The sequence below is a fragment of the Gemmatimonadaceae bacterium genome (genome assembly GCA_020852815.1).
Lineage (GTDB): Bacteria > Gemmatimonadota > Gemmatimonadetes > Gemmatimonadales > Gemmatimonadaceae > SCN-70-22.
The window spans coordinates 1-19,251 of sequence record JADZAN010000019.1 but is presented as its reverse complement, the minus strand read 5'-3'; the positions used below and the strand labels follow the sequence as shown (position 1 = coordinate 19,251).

General features: G+C 69.4%; 12 protein-coding genes. All 12 read left to right on the top strand.

The window, feature by feature from the left end:
* Positions 1-4: 4 nt before the first annotated feature.
* Positions 5-412 carry a biopolymer transporter ExbD gene (locus IT359_11010; GenBank protein MCC6929509.1) on the top strand — a complete coding sequence of 136 codons (408 nt, stop codon included), beginning with the start codon at positions 5-7 and terminating at the stop codon, positions 410-412.
* Between the two features lie 37 nt (positions 413-449).
* Positions 450-1,175 carry a TonB C-terminal domain-containing protein gene (locus IT359_11005; GenBank protein MCC6929508.1) on the top strand — a complete coding sequence of 242 codons (726 nt, stop codon included), beginning with the start codon at positions 450-452 and terminating at the stop codon, positions 1,173-1,175.
* Positions 1,175-2,539 (top strand): PD40 domain-containing protein, encoded by a 1,365-nt coding sequence (locus IT359_11000; protein ID MCC6929507.1) that lies wholly within the window; start codon positions 1,175-1,177, stop codon positions 2,537-2,539. The genes IT359_11005 and IT359_11000 overlap by 1 nt, the downstream gene beginning before the upstream one ends.
* Before the next feature lie 41 nt (positions 2,540-2,580).
* Positions 2,581-3,183, top strand: a complete 603-nt coding sequence (locus tag IT359_10995) for an OmpA family protein (GenBank protein ID MCC6929506.1) — start codon at positions 2,581-2,583, stop codon at positions 3,181-3,183.
* A gap of 38 nt (positions 3,184-3,221) precedes the next feature.
* Positions 3,222-3,998, top strand: a complete 777-nt coding sequence (ybgF, locus tag IT359_10990) for a tol-pal system protein YbgF (protein ID MCC6929505.1) — start codon at positions 3,222-3,224, stop codon at positions 3,996-3,998.
* A 63-nt stretch (positions 3,999-4,061) separates the two neighbouring features.
* Complete coding sequence (gene tatC, locus IT359_10985) at positions 4,062-4,853, top strand: twin-arginine translocase subunit TatC (GenBank protein MCC6929504.1); 792 nt, start codon at positions 4,062-4,064, stop codon at positions 4,851-4,853.
* Positions 4,850-8,182: a hypothetical protein gene (locus IT359_10980; protein MCC6929503.1), complete on the top strand. Its 3,333-nt coding sequence runs from the start codon at positions 4,850-4,852 to the stop codon at positions 8,180-8,182. Before tatC ends, IT359_10980 begins: the two co-directional genes overlap by 4 nt.
* Positions 8,183-8,219: 37 nt before the next feature.
* Positions 8,220-9,752 carry a histidine ammonia-lyase gene (hutH, locus tag IT359_10975; protein ID MCC6929502.1) on the top strand — a complete coding sequence of 511 codons (1,533 nt, stop codon included), beginning with the start codon at positions 8,220-8,222 and terminating at the stop codon, positions 9,750-9,752.
* A gap of 97 nt (positions 9,753-9,849) precedes the next feature.
* Positions 9,850-11,571, top strand: a complete 1,722-nt coding sequence (gene hutU / locus IT359_10970; protein ID MCC6929501.1) for a urocanate hydratase — start codon at positions 9,850-9,852, stop codon at positions 11,569-11,571.
* Positions 11,572-11,578: 7 nt separating this feature from the next.
* A complete protein-coding gene (locus tag IT359_10965; GenBank protein ID MCC6929500.1) occupies positions 11,579-12,550 on the top strand; it encodes a radical SAM protein in 972 nt (323 codons plus the stop codon).
* 143 nt (positions 12,551-12,693) lie between these two features.
* Positions 12,694-13,950: an imidazolonepropionase gene (locus IT359_10960; protein MCC6929499.1), complete on the top strand. Its 1,257-nt coding sequence runs from the start codon at positions 12,694-12,696 to the stop codon at positions 13,948-13,950.
* Between the two features lie 34 nt (positions 13,951-13,984).
* A partial coding sequence (locus tag IT359_10955; GenBank protein MCC6929498.1) for a tetratricopeptide repeat protein occupies positions 13,985-19,251 on the top strand: 5,267 nt, incomplete at its 3' end.

Below are 19,251 nucleotides of genomic sequence, written 5' to 3'. Positions count from 1 at the left end.
TGCCATGGGGCGCCGCCGACGGGAGCGCACGCCGCTCAACGCGGAGATCAACGTGGTGAGCCTCATCGACGTGATGATGCTCCTCCTCGTGATCTTCATGATCACGGCGCCGATGCTGCAGGGCGGTGTGGATGTGCAGCTCCCCAAGGGTGAGGCGCGGGCGCTCGAGCCCAAGAGCGGGCTGGTGGTGACGATCGATCGCAAGGGAAGCGTCTTCGTCGACGAGACGCAGATGACCTTTCAGGAGTTCAGCGCCGCCTACACGGCGCTTTCGGAACAGCGCGGAAAGCGCGGCGTGTACCTGCGGGCCGACGCCGCCGTTCCCTATGGCGCGGTGGCGCGCGTCCTGGGGGTGATGATCAAGGCGGGGACGAGTGGCGTGGGGATGGTCGTCGAGCCGGAGAAGCCGTGAGCGGCGTCGTGCGCACCACGAGTCGGGGGGCGAGGTCGTGACGGCCCACTCGGCCGCGTCGCTGCGCGCGACGCGGCGCGGGCTCGGGCTCCCGGCAACGCTGAGTGTGTTGCTGCACGGCTCGCTCGTTGCGCTCGCGATCTGGTTCGCGCGCGAACACGTGGTCGCGCTGCCGCCGGTGTACCAGGTGGATCTGATCGCGGCACCGGCGGGGCCACGCGCCATCGGGCAAGTGGCCGAAGACGCGCCCGCCGCCGCACCCGAGGCAACGCCGCCCAAGCGCGCCGTGTCGCCTGACGAGACCCCGGTCCCCGTGAAGAAGGCGCCGCGCAAGACCTCCGTTGCCCCCAAGTCGACACCGGTGCCTAACGCCAAGGAGGTGAAGTCGCGCACCACGGCGGCGCCCAAGGCCGGCGGCGGCCCCGAAGGGGGCAAGGGGGCCGACGTCGCCAACGTTTCGGTGCAGGGGATCCCATTTCCCTATCCGGGTTACCTGGAGAACATCGTCCGCCAGATCGCGCTGCGCTTCAAGCCGCGCGCGGGGCAGGCGCTGGTGGCCGAAGTGCTCTTCCTCGTGCGTCGCGATGGGAGCATCACCGGCTTCGCCTTTCGCAAGCGATCGGGCTCCTACGAGTTCGACCTCGAGGCGCAGGGGGCCGTCGAGGCGGCCGGGCGCTCCGGTTCGTTCGGTCCGCTCCCGGACGGATTCAGGGACGACGTGCTGACGGTTATTTTCAGCTTCGATCCGCAACTCATCCGCTGATGTCATTGCTGCGCCGCTGCGCGCGTTCTCTCGATTTGTCCCCGTCCATCACCGCCGCGCGCGTCGCGCCTGCCGCGCGTCGCGCGTGCGTCGCGCTCGCGCTCGTCGCGTTGGCGCGTGAACCGCTGCAGGCGCAGGACACGACGGTCACGGGTGTCCGCATCGGTCTCGTCTATCAAGGAGCGCGCCCCGGAGTCCTCGTCCTCCCAGTCGGGGGAACGGCGGGCGACTCCATTCGCGCCATCCTGCAGCGCGACTTCCAGTACGGCGACCGCATCGACGTGGTCGCGCTCGAGCCCTCGGCAGTCCCTCCCCTGGGGAACGGGACGCAAAAGCCCAACTACGCGCTGTTCACGCGACTGGGAGCGGTGGCGCTGGTGCAGGTGACGCAGACGTCGATGGGACTGCAGGTCGCGGTGCATAACGCGGGGAAGGGGGTCGTGGAGCGCAGCAAGGCCTTCCCGCTCCCGGCCGGTGCGCTCTCCGCCGATTGGCGCCTTGCCCTTCACGCCGTGGCCGACGAGATCGAGCAGTGGATCACCGGCGTGCGCGGGGTTGCCGCGACGCGCATCCTGTACGTGAGCGGCGGGCGCGTCTTCCAGGTGGATAGCGACGGCGCGAACGCGCTCGCGCTCACCCCCGCGGTCACCGCGATGTCGCCCGCGTGGCATCCGCGCGGGTCGCACTTCGCCTACATGACGATGGGGACGACGGGGCAGCAGATCGTGATTCGCGAACTGGGCGGCGCCACGCGCACGTTGGCGACGCGCGCCGGTCTCAACATGACGCCTGCCTTCTCACCCGACGGCAGCACGCTGGCCTACGCACACGGCGCGGAGTCGGGGACCGATCTCTACGCCACCAACGCGTTCGGGAGCGAACCGGCGCGCCGGATCACCGTGGGACGCGGGAGCGACAACACGCAGCCGAGCTTCTCGCCCGATGGGCGACGCCTCGCGTTCACATCGGGGAGGCTGGGGCATCCCGAGGTGTATATTTCCGACGCCGACGGGACCAATGCGGATCTCTTGACGCGCGACTACGTCGACCAGCCGTACCGGGCTAATCCGGATTGGGCTTCCGACGGGCGTCTCATCGCCTTCGAAGCACAGGTTGGCGGGCGCATGCAGGTGATGACGATCTCGCTGCGCGATCGCGTGATCAAGCGCCACACGAGCGAAGGGGTGAACGAGCAGCCGTCATTCGCTCCCGACTCGCGGCACCTGGTCTTCACGTCCGATCGCGGTGGCTCCAAGCAGCTGTGGATCCTCGACGTGGAATCGAACACCGTACGCCAACTGACGCATGCACCTGCCGGGGCGCGCTTTGGCGCCTGGTCGCCCCTGTTGCAACGCACTCGCTGAACCCCACACCCCACCCCCCAGCCCAGCGGACAGGAATCGTCATGACTCGTACCTCTCGCGTTCTCGCACTCTCGGTCTTCGCCCTCGTCGCCATCTCGGCCTGCCGCAAGAAGCCGCAGACGACGACCCCGCCTTCCACCGGCCCGGCGCCCACGGTCACCTGCGACCAGCGCTGCCGCGACAGCATCGCCCTCGCCGAGAAGCGGCGCGCCGACTCGCTGACGGCCGCCGAGGAAGCGCGCAAGAAGGCGGAGTACGAGCGCGCGATCGCCGCGACCAAGGCCGCGCTGGCCGCGCCGGTCTACTTCGAGTACGACTCGGATGAACTCTCGGGCGACGCGCGTGCGACGCTCGACGCCAAGCTCCCCATCTTCCGCGCCAACCCCAACCTGCGCATTCGCGTGGCGGGGCACACCGACGAGCGTGGCTCGGACGAATACAATCTCGCGTTAGGGCAGCGCCGCGCCGCGGCGGTCAAGCGCTATCTCTCCGACCAGGGGATCGACGGCGGTCGCCTCGAGATCGTCTCGTTCGGCGAGGAACGTCCAGCGGTCACCGAGTCGAATGACGAGGCCTATCGCATGAACCGTCGCGCCGAGTTCGAGATCGTGGCCGGCGGCGACAACCTCGTGGCTCCCAAGTGATGCGCCCGGTGCGGACGTCCGGACGCGTCGCTCGCGCGATGACGGCGCTGGCTCCGCTGGCCCTCGTGGCCACGGCGGGGTGCTTCGCCACGCGGAACGACGTGCGCATCCTGCAAGGCGACATCCTGAACTTCCGCACCGAAGCCGCTCGCGCCGACTCGGCGCGGGCGCGACAGGTGGCGACGGTGGTCGCCGCGTTAGGCGTGCTGGCCGACTCGACCAGAGCCGCGTCGGATCGCCTGGCCCGCTTCCAGGGCGACTCGCGCGGCGACATGCGGGCCATCCAGCAGCAGCTGCTCCAGATCCAGGAACTCACCGGGCAGAGCCAGCGCCGCCTGCAGGAGTTGCGGGCCGACCTCGAGGCGCGCGCCCAGCAGCCGGTGCCATCGGCGACCCCGGTCGCGCCGGGCGACTCGGCGGTAGCCCCGGTCCAGGCGGCGCCGGGACCGAACCAATTGTACCAACTGGCGTATGATCAGCTGCGGCGCGGGAGCTATTCCGCGGCGCGCGCGGGCTTCGAGGAACTCCTGCGGTTGTACCCGACCTCGGAGCTTGCTCCCGACGCCCAGATCAACATCGCCGAGTCGTATGCGGCGGAGGGGACGAGCACGGCGGCCGACTCGGCGTTTGCCGCGGTGGTGGCCAGGTACCCTCGCTCCATGCGCGCCCCCACGGCGCTGTACAAGCTCGCCCTCTCAATGGCGCGGCAGGGCAAGCGCGCCGACGCCAGGTCGGCGATGGACCGCGTGGTGCGGGAGTACCCGCAGTCCGACGAGGCCGACCTCGCCCGCGAGTGGTTACGGACGAATCGTTAGGGTTTCGAACGTGGGGCGCCCCCCACGAGGGCCGTGACCGGCCGGGAGCGGAAGACAGGACGGATGGCTGACGTCGGACATCACTCGGAGATGCCCTTCCTCGATCACCTCGAGGAACTGCGCTGGCGCATCCTGAAGGGGTTGGTGGCGCTGATTGCCGGCGTCATCGCCGCCTTCTCGCTCCTGCTCAAGTTCGACATCATCCTCATCCTCGAACGGCCGATCCTCCCGTTCCTCAACGGGCACCAACTCGTCTACACGCACCCGGCCGATCCCTTCAAGATCACGATGAGCATGGCGTTCGCCCTGGGCGCCATCTTTGCCTCGCCGGTGATCATCTGGCAGGTGTGGGGCTTCCTCTCGCCCGCGCTGTACAAGCACGAGAAGAAGGTCATCATCCCGGTGCTCGTGTTCGGGGCGGTGCTCTTCCTGGGCGGGGTCTCGCTGGCGTTCTTCGGGATCATCCCGATCACGCTGCGCATGTTCTACAGCATCCAGACGGCCTCGCTCACGCCGATGATCACGGCGGGCGAGTACTTCGATTTCGTCGTCTCGCTGTCGCTCGTGCTTGGCGCCGTCTTCGAGTTGCCGATCGCGGTGTTGGCGCTGACGGCGCTGGGAATCGTGACGCCGCAGTTCCTCAACAAGTTCCGGCGGCACGCGACGGTGGTCTGCCTGGTCGCCGCGGCGTTCATCACGCCGGGGCAGGATCCCTTCTCGCTCTTCGCCATCGCCATCCCGCTCTACATGCTGTACGAGCTGAGCGTGGTGTGCTCGATCGTGGTCTTCAGGCGCAAGCAGCGTCGTGAGGAAGCGCGCCTGGCGGAGGAAGCGGCGTCGGGGGCGGTGGCGTGATCGCGAGCGGTGGCGCGCCGGCGGGCGGTGCCGTGACGCCGGGCGGTGCCGTGAGGGCGGGCGGTGCCTGGCGACGCGCACTGGCCTTCGTGCTGGCGATCGGGCTGGCGCTCGTGCCACCGAAGAGCGCCGTGCACGCTCAACAGCAACCGCCGCGACAGCAGCCCCCGCCCAAGGCGCCCCCTCCATCCAAGGCCGACTCGCTGGCCAAGGTTATTGCCGACTCGCTGCTGCGCGTGCGCGCCGACTCGATCGGACGTGCGCGCGCCGGCCGGGACACGATCCGCGCCCGCGCGATCGCCGACTCGATCGTCTCCGCGGAGGAGCAGGCGCGCCGCCGGGAGTCGATCGGCCGCGGAGGGCTCGACTCTGCCAAAGTGCGATTGCAGGTGGAGTGGGGGGAGCCTGACTCGGTGATCTCGGCCCTCCTGCAGCGCAAGGGGTACAGCGTCATGCGCTACCAGGGGAAGAACGTCGTCTTCAAGGCGCAGGAGCACACGATGAACCTGGTGGGGAAACGCGCCGCGGTGCAGCGCGACTCCGCCACGCTCGTGGGCGACACCATCCAGTTCAACGATTCGACCAACGTCGTGATCGCGCGCGGCGACACGCTCCTGTTGCGCGACCCGTCGCAGGGGCAGGATGACATCCTGGCGCTGGGGAGCATTCGCTACGACGTCACCAACCGGCGCGGCGTGGTGCGCGACGTGACCACGTCGGTGGAAAGCGGGCAGCGCTGGATCGTGCACGGCAACACCGCGGCCTTCAAGGGCGACTCGACCGACAACGGGCAGTCGGCGTTCTATGCCAAAGACGGCTGGCTCACGAGCTGCGAAGAGTTGGAGCCGCACTACCACTTTGCGGCGCGCGAGCTCAAGCTCGTGTCGAAGAACGTGATGGTGGCGCGCCCGGCGGTGCTGTACATCGCCGACATCCCCGTGATGTGGCTCCCGTTCGTCTTCCAGGACATGCGTCCGGGGCGACGCAGCGGGATTCTCGCGCCGCGCCTGGGCTTCAACCAGATCTTCCGGCAGAGCGCCTTCATGCGGCGCACCGTGGAGGACATCGGCTACTACTTCGCGCTCAACGATTACGTCGACGCCAAGCTCTCGTTCGACTGGCGCAGCGACGCCCGCGGGACCACGGGTGACCCGGGGTACGTGCGCGTCCTGGGGGAGTCGCAATACCGCTGGCGCGACCGCTTCATCGATGGACGCCTCGGGCTCTCCTACCAGTACCTGCGCAGCGGTGCCACCAACACCGTGTACTCGCTGCAGCACAACCAGGCGTTCTCGCAGCGCACCAAGTTGAACGCCACGTTCAACTATTCCACCAACACCGTCATCCAGCGCAACATCTCCTTCAACCCGGCGCAGGCGCTGCAGACCATCCGGTCGTCGATGAACTTCTCGACGGGGCGTGGCCCGGTGACGTTGAGCCTGGGTGGCAGCCAGACACAGTATCCGGGGCGCAACCAGCTCGATCGCGACTTCCCAACGCTCGGCATCACCACCAAACCCATCAAGATCGGCGAGAACTTCACCTGGTCGCCCGGGCTCCAGATCTCCAACGCCCAGAGCTTCGATCTCGACCAGGTGGGCGACTTCGCGTATCGCTACGTGCGCGACTCGCTCACGGGGGCGCTCGACTCGCTCAAGATCCGCCGCAACACGCGCAACTCGTCGATCAGCTTCGACACGCCGCTGCAGATCTTTGGCTTCAACTGGCGCAACTCGATCAAGATCAGGGACCAACTCAACGACTTCCCGCAGCGGCGCACGATTTACACCAACGTCAACGACACCGCTTCCAAGGTCGAGCGCGTCTACTCGCGCGACTACGTGACGGGGCTCGACTGGGATACGGGCTTCAATCTCCCCTCGTTCTTCCAGGGGTCGCTCAACCTCTCGCCGTCGATCTCGTTCCAGAAGGTCGATGGACGCTCGCCCCTCGTGGTGCGCACCGAGCGCACGGGCGGGAAGTTCCTCGCGCAGTCGATGCGCCCCAGCTACGGCATTTCGCTCGGCCCCAAGCTCTATCGCTTCTTTCCCGGCTTTGGCCCCGTCGCGGCGATCCGTCACTCCATCGAGCCCAACCTGCAGTTCGCCTACACGCCGAAAGGGAACGTGAGCAACGAGTTCCTCGCGGCGATGGGCGACATCGCGCAGGGGTACCTCGGCAACAACGAGCAGAACACCATCTCCCTGGGACTCTCCACCGTCTTCGAGGCCAAGCTCAAGGGGAGGCCGCGCGACGAGTCGGCGCCCCCCGGGGCCGATTCGGCGCGCAGCGACAGCGCGCGACTGGGCGGGGCGCCGAGCGGCATTGGCGGGTTAGGGCCCACCGGCTCGAGCGGTGGCGTGGGGCCGGACGACTCGAAGAAGATCAAGCTCCTGTCGCTCACCTTCACCACGCTGTCGTACGACTTCGTGCGGGCGCGCAAGTCGAGCGGCGGGACAGGGCTCAACAACCGTACGTTCGACTACACGGCGCGCTCCGACCTCCTCCCCGGCTTCGACCTCGGCGTGTCGTACTCGCTCTTCCAGGGCGATCCCGTGTCGGACACGGCGGTCTTCAAGCCGTACCGGGAAGGGATTCGCGGGACGTTGGCGCTGGACGCCAACTCGCCGCTGGTCCGCGCCATGGGGCGCATGCTGGGGATACGGATGCTCGACGAGAACCAGCGTCGGCAGGCGCAGGGGGGGCAGGGGCAGCAGGGGGGGACGCCGCAGCGCCAGGGGGGCGGGATGGGCGGGATGGGGGGAATGGTCGCCAACCGCCCCATCCAGGGGAGCGTGAACCAGGCCACCATGCAGATCCCCAGCGGGCAGGGGTGGAGAGTGGACCTCTCGTACAGCGCCTCGCGCCAGCGCCCCCCCGTCGGGAGCAACGTGCAATCGCTCGACCCCACCATCGTTTGCGAGCAGTACCGCCTGCTCAACCCGCTGTCGTACGACGCCTGCGTACGCCAGCAACAGACGTCGGGGTCGGTGACCAATCCGTACGAGAGCACCACGCGCGGCGGGACCTTCTTCCGCACGCCGCCGCAGTCGAGCATCCAGGGGAGGATGTCGTTCCACGTGACGGAGAAGTGGGGGGCACAGTGGCAGACCACCTACGACGTGCAGCGCAACGAGTTTGCCTCGCACGTGGTCTCGCTGCAGCGCGAGCTGCACGACTGGGACGCGATCTTCGCCTTCTCGCGCTCACCCAACGGCAACTTCTCGTTCAACTTCTTCATCGCCCTCAAGGCGCAGCCCGACCTCAAGTTCAACTACGACCGCCCGCAGTTCCCGCGTGGGTACACCGGCAATCGCTCGGTGCAGTAGGGTTGCGAGCGCTCGGGGCTCGATTGAACTTGCGCGCATGACATCCCCCCAGGTGATCCTCGACGGGCGCTCCCTTGCCGTGGCCGACGTCGTGGCCGTCGCCCGCAACCGCACCCGCGTGTCGCTCGCCACCGACGCGCGCGAGCGCCTCGACCGCGTGCGCGAGATCGTGGACGGCATCGTCGCGCGCAACGACGTGGTCTACGGCATCACCACCGGTTTCGGCAAGCTCTCGGACGTGGCGATCCCGCCCGACCGGCTCGCCGAACTGCAGGTGAACCTGATTCGCTCGCATTCCGTGGGCGTTGGCCCGCGGTTGAGCGAGGCGGAGGTGCGGGGGATGATGCTCCTGCGCGCCAACTGCCTGGCCAAGGGGTGCTCCGGCATTCGTGCCAGCGTCGTCGAGCAGTTGCTGGCGATGCTGAACGCCGGGCTCCATCCCCCCATCCCGGAGCAGGGGAGCGTTGGTGCGTCGGGCGACCTGGCGCCACTCTCGCACCTCGCGCTGGGGCTCATTGGAGAGGGCACGCTGATTGACGCCGAGGGGGTCGAGCGCCCCGCCGCGTTGGTGCTGGCGGCGCACGGACTTTCGCCGGTCACGCTGCAACCCAAGGAAGGGCTCGCGCTGGTGAACGGGACGCAGGCGCACACGGCGCTGGCCGCGCTCGCCCTGCACGAGGCGCGCACGCTCTGGCGTGCGGCGCACGTGGCGGCGTCGGCAACGCTCGAGGCGTTGTTAGGCACCCCTGTCGCCTTCGATGCCCGCATCCACGAGGTGCGTGGCCAGCATGGACAGGTCCGCTCGGCGGCGCTGTTGCGGGCGCTGCTGAACGACAGCGAGATTCGCGAGTCGCATCGCCTCAACGACCCGCGCGTGCAGGACGCGTACGCGCTGCGCTGCATCCCGCAGGTGCACGGGCCGGTGCTCGACGCGCTCGACTTCGCCGACGGCGTCATCGGTCGGGAGTTGAATGCCGCGACCGACAACCCGCTGGTGTTCGAGGATGGCGAGATGATCAGCGGTGGCAACTTCCACGGGCAGTCGGTGGCGATGGCGTGCGACTTCCTGGCCATCGCGCTGACCAACCTGGCCACGATGTCGGAACGTCGCATCGATCGCCTCGTGCATCCCGACCTCAACCAGGGGTTGCCTCCCTTCCTCACGAGCGACGCCGGCGTGAACTCGGGCTTCATGATGGCCCAGGTCACCGCGGCCGCCCTCACGTCGGAGTGCAAGGTGCTGTCGCACCCGGCCAGCGTCGACACGATCCCCACCGACGGCGGCAAGGAGGATGTCGTTCCCATGGCGATGGGGGCGGCGGTGAAGCTGCGCCGCATCGTGCAGAACGTGCGGCATGTGCTGGCGGTGGAGCTGCTGTGCGCCATGCAGGGGCTCGACTATCGCCGCCCGTTGCGCTCGAGCGCTCCCATCGAGGTGGCGCATGCAGCGTTCCGCGAGATCGTGGCCCCGCTGGGGCGCGATCGCGTCCTGTCCACCGACATCGCGGCCGCCGCCGGCTTCGTGTCGCGCGGCGGGCTCGACGTCGCCATGCCGGCAGGATTCCACTAGGTATCGCGCGTCGGCATGGCGCCCACCCGGGGTGCCACGTCACCGCGCCAATCGAGGCGCGCCGCCATTGTGCCGCGCGATCGTCCCGGAGCCTCCCATGACCGCCTCCGCCGCACCATCCAGCACCCCCCAAACGGCCGCAGCCGCTCCCCCCGCGTTGGCCGGGGCGCGCCCGGTGCGCGCGCCGCGCGGCACCACCATCTCGTGCAAGGGGTGGCAACAGGAAGCGGCGCTGCGCATGCTGATGAACAACCTGGATCCCGACGTCGCCGAGCGTCCCGACGACCTGGTGGTGTACGGCGGGACTGGGAGAGCGGCGCGCAGTTGGGAGGCATTCGACGCGATCGTCTCCGCGCTGCGCGCGCTGGAGCACGATGAGACGCTGATCGTGCAGAGCGGGAAGCCGGTCGCCGTCTTCCGCACGCAGGCCGAGGCGCCGCGCGTCCTCATCGCCAACAGCAACCTCGTGGGGCGCTGGGCCACGTGGGACGTCTTTCGCGAGTTGGAGCGGAAGGGGTTGATGATGTACGGTCAGATGACGGCCGGCTCGTGGATCTACATCGGTTCGCAGGGGATCGTGCAGGGGACGTACGAGACCTTCGGCGCCGTGGCGCGCCAGCACTTTGGCGGGACGCTGCGCGGGCGCTTCGTGCTCACGGCGGGGCTGGGCGGGATGGGAGGGGCCCAGCCGCTGGCGGCGACGATGTGCGGGGCGGCCATCCTCGGTGTCGAGGTCGACGAGTCGCGCATCGACAAGCGCATCGCGACCGGATACTGCGATCGCAAGACGCACGTGCTGGACGAGGCGTTAGGCTGGATTGGCGAGGCGACCGCGAGCGGGACCGCGCTGTCGGTCGGGCTGGTGGGCAACGCGGCCGACGTCCTGCCGGAGCTGGTGCGGCGCGGCGTGGTCCCCGACGTGGTGACGGACCAGACCAGCGCGCACGACATGCTGAACGGCTACGTTCCGTCCGGCCTGTCCCTGGCCGAGGCTGCCGAGCTGCGGCTGGCGGACCCGGCAGGGTACGTGCGCCGGTCGACGGCGTCGGCGGTGGAGCACGTGCGGGCCATGCTGGCGCTGCAGCAGCGCGGGGCCGTGACCTTCGACTACGGCAACAACATCCGCACCGTCGCCCTCGACGCCGGGCTGGCCAATGCGTTCGACTTTCCCGGTTTTGTCCCGGCCTACGTGCGCCCGCTCTTCTGCGAGGGAAAGGGGCCGTTCCGCTGGGTGGCCCTCTCCGGCGACCCGGCCGACATCCGCCGCACCGACGACCTGGTCCTCGACCTCTTCCCCGACGATGAGCACCTGCGTCGCTGGATCACGCTGGCGAAGGAGAAGATCCGGTTCCAGGGGCTTCCGGCACGCATTTGCTGGTTGGGGCAGGGGCAGCGCGCGCGCTTCGGCGTCGCGCTCAACGACCTGGTCGCCTCGGGCGAGCTGTCGGCCCCCATCGCCATCGGGCGCGATCACCTCGACACGGGGAGCGTGGCGTCCCCGTTCCGCGAGACCGAGGCGATGAAGGACGGCAGCGACGCGATTGCCGACTGGGCGATCCTCAATGCGATGGTGAACGTGGCGAGCGGTGCGTCGTGGGTCTCGTTCCACCACGGCGGCGGTGTCGGCATCGGCAACTCGCTGCACGCCGGGCAGGTGATTGTGGCTGACGGGACGCCCGAGATGCGCCGCCGCCTGGAGCGCGTCCTCACCAACGATCCGGGGATGGGAGTGGCGCGCCACGCCGACGCCGGCTACGACATCGCCATCGCCACCGCGCGCCGCGAGGGAGTAACGATCCCGATGCTCCCGCCGAGGTGACGGGCCGATGTTGAGCAGCAAGTACAAGCCGTACCACATCCCGATGTTCCTCGCCAAGTACGCCTGGCTGGTGGCGCGTCGGCGTCCGGTCCTCGTGCACTTCGAGGTCACGATGCGCTGCAATGCGCGCTGCGGCTTCTGCGACTACTGGAAGACTCCCGCCGAGGCGCGCCAGACGGAGCTCGCCTCGTTCGCCGATGCGGCGCGCTACTTCAATCCCATGCTCGTCACCTTCACCGGCGGCGAGCCGCTGCTGAGGCGCGACCTGGAGGAGCTGGTCTCCACGGTGCGCGACGCGATCGGCCTCAACTACATCATGCTCATCACGCACGGCGGGATGCTCTCGCTCGATCGCGCGAAGTCGCTGTGGGAGGCCGGCGTCGACCAGTTCAACATCTCGCTCGACTACCTCGATGGCCGGCACGACACGGCGCGCGGCATTCCCGGGCTCACCGAGAAGATCTTCACCACCGTCTCGGCCATGCGCGATGCCGGGATGCACGGCGTGCGCTTCAACGCGGTCATCAAGAACGACAACCTCGACCAGTTGCTCCCGCTCGTACGCCGCGCCGCGGAGCTGGGCGCGGGGGTGAACTTCTCGGTCTACACGGACTTCAAGAACGGGAATCGCGAGCTTCTCCTGCAGGATGGCTTCGCGCGCCAGGCCGAGGCGGCCATCAAGGAGTTGCTGGCATTCAAGCGCCGCCGCCGCGGGATCATCACGAACTCCGACTACTACCTCGAGCAGATCCCGCGCTACCTGCGTGGCGAGATGGCCGAGCCCTGCCAGTCGGGAATCCGGACGATCCATATCAACCCGACCGGCCACGTGAAGCGCTGCCCCGACTTCCCGACCGACTTCCACTGGTCGCAGTTCGACCAGTATCGTCCCATCGACTGCAACAAGTGCTACTACGCCTGCCGTGGCGAGGCGCAGGCGCCGCTGCGCCTCTCGCGCGTGCAGGACGTCTTCGCCTGACCCTCGTCGTGGGCGTCCGGCCGGCGGGCGCCTGACGAGCGCGGGAGCTCGCCCCCGCGCCTGACGAGCGCGGGAGCTCGCCCCGACTTGCGTCGCCGGAGTGTTGCCTCACGTTAGGCCACCCCGTCATCTCGGAGCGACCCATGACTCCCCGCCTCTTCGTCAACGCCTCCCAAGTGGTCACCTGCGCCGGACCGGCGCGCGCGCGTCGCGGCGAGGAGCTGCGCGACGCGGGCGTCCTCCCCGCGGGGAGCGCCGTTGCCGTGGTGGGCGACCGGATCGCCGCCGTGGGGCGCGAAGAGCAGCTGGCGCGCGACTACGCCACGGCAGAGCGCGTCGACTGCGCGCGCGGCGTCCTCATGCCGGGGCTCGTCGACTCGCACACCCACGCGATCTTCGGCAAGCCGCGCTACGAGGAGCAGGAGCTGCGTGCCGCGGGGCTGGACTACATGGACATTGCCCGGCGTGGCGGCGGGATTCACGCCTCCGTGCGCGACTTGCGCGGGCGCAGCGAGGACGAACTGGTCGCGCTGGCGCTCCCTCGCCTCCAGCGCCTCGCGTCGTACGGCGCCACCACCGTCGAGGTGAAGTCGGGCTACGGCCTCACGCTCGACGACGAGCTCAAGAGCCTGCGGGCGATCCGGCGCCTTTCCGCGCTGATCCCTCTGCGCCTCGTCCCGACCTTTCTGGGGGCGCACGAAATTCCGCTCGAGCATCGGGGGACCCCGGAAGGACGTGCCGATTACGTGGGGTTGATCGTCCATGAGATGATCCCACGGGTGGTCGGCGGGGGGCTCGCGCAGTTCGCGGATGTCTTCTGCGAGCCGGGCGTGTTCACCGTCGAGGAATCGCGGGCGGTATTGACTGCCGCCCGAGCCGCCGGGCTGCGTCTCAAGCTGCACGCGGACGAACTGCGCCCTTCCGGGGGGGCAGAACTGGCCGCCCAGCTCGGGGCGACGTCGGCGGATCACCTGGCGGCGGTCTCGGACCACGGAATCCAGGCGTTGGCGGCGTCGGACACTGTTGCCACGATGCTTCCGGGGACGATGCTCTTCCTCGGCAAGGAAAGGCACGCGCCCGCGCGTGCCTTGATCGATGGGGGTGCGGCCGTCGCCTTGGCGACGGATTTCAACCCCGGCACCTCCCCGACCCCGAACTTCCCGCTGATCCTCGCCCTCGCCGTGAGCCAGTTGCACCTGTCGGTCTCCGAGGCCCTGCTTGCCGCCACCGTGAACGGGGCGGCCGCGCTGGCACTCGCCCACGAGACGGGGCAGCTCGCGCCGGGCTTTGCCGCCGACCTGGCGCTCTTCGACATCGAAGACGTGCGCGAACTCCCCTACTGGTACGGGGACAGGCGCTGCCGTTCGACGTGGGTGCGCGGAGTGCCATGCGCGACATGACCGCGACGGGGCACGAGGGCGGGGGAGGGCGCTGATGGCCAATCCCAACATCGCCAAGCTCAAGAAGAAGGCGACCGACTTCGAACAGAAGAAGCAGTTCGATCGGGCGCTGTCGCTGTATATCCAACTGCTCGAGGAAGCGGGACGCGACCTGGACGACGCCGACCTGCAGCTGTTCAACCGTGTGGGCGACCTGTTGCAGCGGCAGGGGAATGTCAGCGAGGCGCTGGCCTACTACGAGAAGGCGGTGGACGTCTACGCCGAGCGCGGCTTCCTCAACAACGCCATCGCTCTCTGCAACAAGATCCTGCGCCAGTCGCCGGCGCGGACCACGGTCTACTACAAGCTGGGGAAGATCTCGGCGTCCAAGGGGTTCAAGAGCGACGCGAAGAAGAACTTCCTCGAGTACGCGGACCGCATGCAGAAGGCGGGGCATGTGGACGAGGCGTTCCGTGCGCTCAAGGAGTTCGCCGATCTCTGCCCGGACCAGGACGACATCCGCCTAATGCTGGCGGAGTGGCTCAACAAGGAGAACCGGAAGTCGGAGGCGATCGAGCAGCTGGAGGTGCTGTACAGCAAGCTCGAGGCGGAGGGGCGCAAGGCGGAGGCGCGGGCGACGATCGATCGGATCAAGGCGATCGATCCCGACGTGACGCCGCGGGTGTCCGGCGCGTGGCAGGCGCAGAAGTCGAACGACCTCGTCTTCCTCGACGTCGGGAAGTTTGACAGTGATGCCGCCAGGCGCAACGCGGACTCCTCGCCGGGCACGCCGCCAGGCGCAACGCCTCCCGCCGCCCCGGTCGCCGGCGCCGCCGCGTCGCCGCCGGCGGCGCGCGTCCCGGCGCTCGATGGCCTCATCCTCGCCTTCGACCCCGAGGGGGAGGAGGTGGCGACCACCCAGCCGGTCGCCATCGATGGCTTCGAGTCGACCGCGTCGCTCGGCGAAGAACCGGCGACGGTCATCGTGGGGGCCGTGGATGGCTTCGAGGCAGGAGGAACGCCCATCGACGCGGCATCGCCGAGCGAGGTGGAGTCGATCCTCCCCCCCGAGCCCGAGGCGTGGAGCGCGACACCGGAGCCCATCCCGCTCGTCACCGGACTTGAGACGCCGCGCGTCTCGCTCTCTGGTGCACACCCGGTGCTGGCGCCGCTCATCGACGAACCGCCGCTCTCCGGGCGCGAGTTCGCCGAGCTTCCGCTGGCCGCCGACCGTGAACGCGAGAGCCCGAGCGAGCATCCGCGTCCCGAGCACGACCTCGCCGTCCGCTCGGAGTTGCCGCTCCTTCCGTCCGACGCGGAGGAGATCGACCTCCTCACCGTGCTGCGCACCCCCATCGCGAGCCCGGCGATCGACCTGCTCGAGCTTCCGCCGTTAGGCGGCCTCGTGACCTCGGTGACGGGGAGTGACGCCCCTGGCGCGGTGGCGTCGCCGTCGCCGCTGGTCATCGATGAGGGAGCGATTCCGGTGGTCGACCTGGTGGACGACCTGTTGGTCGCGTCGAGCGCCCCCATCACGCTCGACACCCTCGCGATCCCGGCCATCGACCTGCACGCGCCGACGCTGTCGCCGTTTGATCCAGGGGTGCTGGAACTCCCGCCTGTGGAGCCGGTGTCGCTGTTCGAGTCGGCGCGCGATGGGGAGGGGGAGGGGGTCCTGCCGGTCGACGAGGGCTCGGTGGCCGAGGTGGCGATCGACGATGCGTCGGTCGATGCGGCGGCTCACGAGGGGGCGCCGCTGCACGGCGTTGCGGCTGACGATGAGGCGTCGCTGCACGGCGTTGCGGCTGACGCCGAGGCGGCCACGGCGGCGGCCGCGGCCGACGGCGAGCGCGACGCGGAACAGGAGCGCGAGGCGCTGCCGGCAGCTGCAAACCCCGTTGCCCCGCGTTGCGAGCGCGAGACGCTGGAACTGATGGCCGTCGACGGCAGCGCGCGCACGACCGACGAGATCATGGTCGTGCCATCGGAGGAGATCGACGAGGAGACCAAGCGCTCGCTGCGCCTCGAGTTCTCCCTCCAGGGCGAGGAGACGCCCGACGCCTGGGTCGAGGCGGCGCTGGGAGCGACCGACGACATGTCGTTGGACCGCCTCCTCACCCCCCTCGGCGTCCCCGCCATCGCGGACGACGCCGCCGTTCCGCCCTCGATGGCGCAAGCAACGGCGGCGCCCGACACGCCGGCCGACGATGCGTCGACGCTGCGCGCGCGCGACGAAGCATCGGCGGGCGCCGTGGCGTCGGCTACGGAAGCGCCGACGTCGGGGGCGCAGAGCGACGAGGCGCGGGGTAATCACGCGGTGGACGAGGGCGCGGCGCCAGTGCCGGATGCACCGCCGTTAGGCGAACCCGCGGCGCACGACGGCGCCGACGCATCGTACGATTCGCGCCCGTCGCGCCCCCGCCACGTGGATGCCGACGAGCCCGACATCGACCTGCTCGACGAGCTGACACCTCCCTTCATGCGTCACTCGGCGGCGGACGACGCGCCTGCGGCGCAGGAGCCGGCGCGCGCGGACGACGCGGCACAGGCCGCGACGGACGCTGCGACGCCTGACGCGACGCTGCCCGAGGCTCAGGCGGAATCTCGTGAGGAATCTCAGGCGGAGGCGCACGCCGAGTCCAACGACGGAGTGCGAGATGACGATGGGGAGGCCGCTCGCCAAGCCGAACACAGTGCCGATCTCGCCGCCGCTCACGAACACGCCGAGGCTGCGCCCGAAGCCGACGCCGACGCCGGCGCCGGCGTTGCGCCTGACGAGCATGCCGCACTCGCCCACGGCGCGCCCCCTGACGACGAGCACGATGCCGCCGATCGCGGCAGTGCGCTCGACGTCGACGCGCTCCGGGCGCTTGTCGATGTGCGCCAGGACCGCGAGGGGCGCGCCGCCGATGCACACCTCGACGACGCCTCCGACGCTTCCGACGCTTCCGACGCCGACCGCGCCGCGACACACGAGGCATCCGCCGACCATCCCGCCGCCGACGGGACCCCCGTCGATGCGTCTCTCGTCGACGGAGCCTTCCGCGAACGCGCCGTCGACCTTCCCATGCTCGATGTCGGCGCAGAAGCGGATCCGCTGGCGATCAACCAGGAACTGGATCTCGGTGGTTCGGAGTACACCGTCGACGATCTCCTGGCGCAACCGCCGCTGTTCGACGCCGTCGACTCCACGGAGTTTGTCCCGGATCCCGAACTCGCGCGTGAGCTCCTGGGGGAAGGAAAGCGTGCGCGTGGCGACGTCCCCGAGGAAGTGGACGCTGATGATGCGCGCTCCGCCGCAGCTCCCGCTGCGAACGGCGAGGAGTGGCCGGCCGATGCCGCGCCCGAAGTGCTCATCGACGGCGAGTGGCGCGATGAGCACATGGGCGACCTCGTCTCCGGCGAGGTGAGCGCCATCATCGTCCCCGGCACCGATCGCCCCAATCGCGCTGGAGCGCGCTTCGACGACCTCTCCGCCGCCCTCATGTGGCCGGAACCGGTGGGCGACGACGGCGCGCCGACGCCCCCGCGCCGCACCCCCGGGAGTTCCGACGCGTTCTTTGCGCGCATGCACACGCCGCGCAGCACGCTGTCGTTTGGGGGTGTGGAAGCGCAGCTGCGCCGCCGCCTCGAGCTCGACGCCGGCAACCTCGGGCTGCGCCGCCAACTGGGTGAGGCGCTGCTGGACCAGGGCGATCGCGAGGAAGGGCTCCTCGAGCTCGACATCGCGATGCGCGGCTACGAGCAGGTGGGAGATCTCGACGGCGCACGCTCAGTCGCCGACATCGTGCTGCGCGTCATTCCCACCTCGGTGCGCCACCACCAGAAGCGCGTGGAATATGCCGTGCGCTCCAACGACCGCGTGCGCCTGGTGGAGGCATACGTCGAACTCGCCGATTCGCTCTTCCGCAGCGGGGAGCCAGAGAAGGCGCGCGTCGTCTACAGCCGGGTGATGGAGCTCTCGCCGGGGAATGGGCGCGCGCGCTTTGCCCTGGGGCTCCTGAGCGAGGCAGAGCACGCGCGCGACGCCGACTCGGAGCGCGCGCGCGAGGCGTCGGTCCCGGTCTCCCCCGAGTACGTCGTGGGGCTCTTCGATCGCTCGGTGCCGGTCACCGCCGCCCCGGGAATTGCACCGCAGACCATCTCTTCGGAAATCCCGGTCGTGGTCGAGGGGCTGTTCGTCTCGCCCTCGCTCGCTGGTGAGTCACGAAGTGAACTCGCGTCCACGGATTCGTCGCTCGCCGCCGAGCAGCTTCGCCTGCCGCGCGACGAGGAGATGACCAGCATCGAGGAGATCGTCTCGCGCGAGATGCAGCACAGCGCGGCGAATGGCTCGCTCGCGGAGCTCGCCGTCTCGCCCGCCGCCGACGATGACGGCGCCGCCGTCGCGGACCGCGAGCGAAGCGGCGATGAAGACGCGAGCGCCGCCGCCGACGCCTCCGAGGAGGGCGATGAGGAAGTCGCCCCGTTCCCCGCGCCATCGCTCGATGACGAGATCGACGCCGCGTTCGCCGAGCCGCCAGTCGTCGAGCCGGTCACCCCGCCCAGCAGCGGCGTCCTTCCCACGGGTTCGGACTACGACTTCGTGGGCACCCCGCCCATGGGCGCCGCCGCGCTGGCAACTCCGTTCGCCGCCGACGAGGTGACGGGTGCGGACGCCGCGAGCCAGGCGCACGACGACCGAACGGCCGACCGATCCTCCAGGGCGACGCCGCTCCCCGCCGCGTCGCTGGAGAAAGTGGCGCCACTCCCGCCCACGACACCCGCGGAGAAGGGCCGTCTCGAGCCTGCGGCGACTCCGGCACAGTCGTCCGACGACGACTTCATCGACCTCGGCAGCTGGTTGCGCGAGGATACGCCGGTGCGGACCACGCGCATGGTCACGCAGGAGGCGGCCCCAACGGGTGACGAGCAGGCCGACTTCGACGAGATGCTGCGCCGCTTCAAGCAGGGCGTGGCGGAGAACGTCGACGACGAGGACTACGACTCGCACTACGACCTCGGGGTCGCCTACAAGGAAATGGGGCTCACCGACGAGGCCATCGCCGAGTTCCAGAAGGCGCTGCGCGGCGACTCGAACCGGGTGCGCTCGTACGAGGCGCTGGGGCAGTGCTTTGTCGAGAAGGGGCAGCTGCAGGTGGCCGTCACGCTCCTGCGCCGGGCCGTTGAGACGACCGCGGCCGATGACCAGCAGTTGGTGGGGGTGTTGTATCTCCTGGGGTACGCGAGCGAAGTTATGGCACGCCACGCCGATGCACTTGGTTATTATCAGCGTGTGTTTGCCGTCGACATCGAGTTCCGCGATGTCGCGCAGCGCGTGGC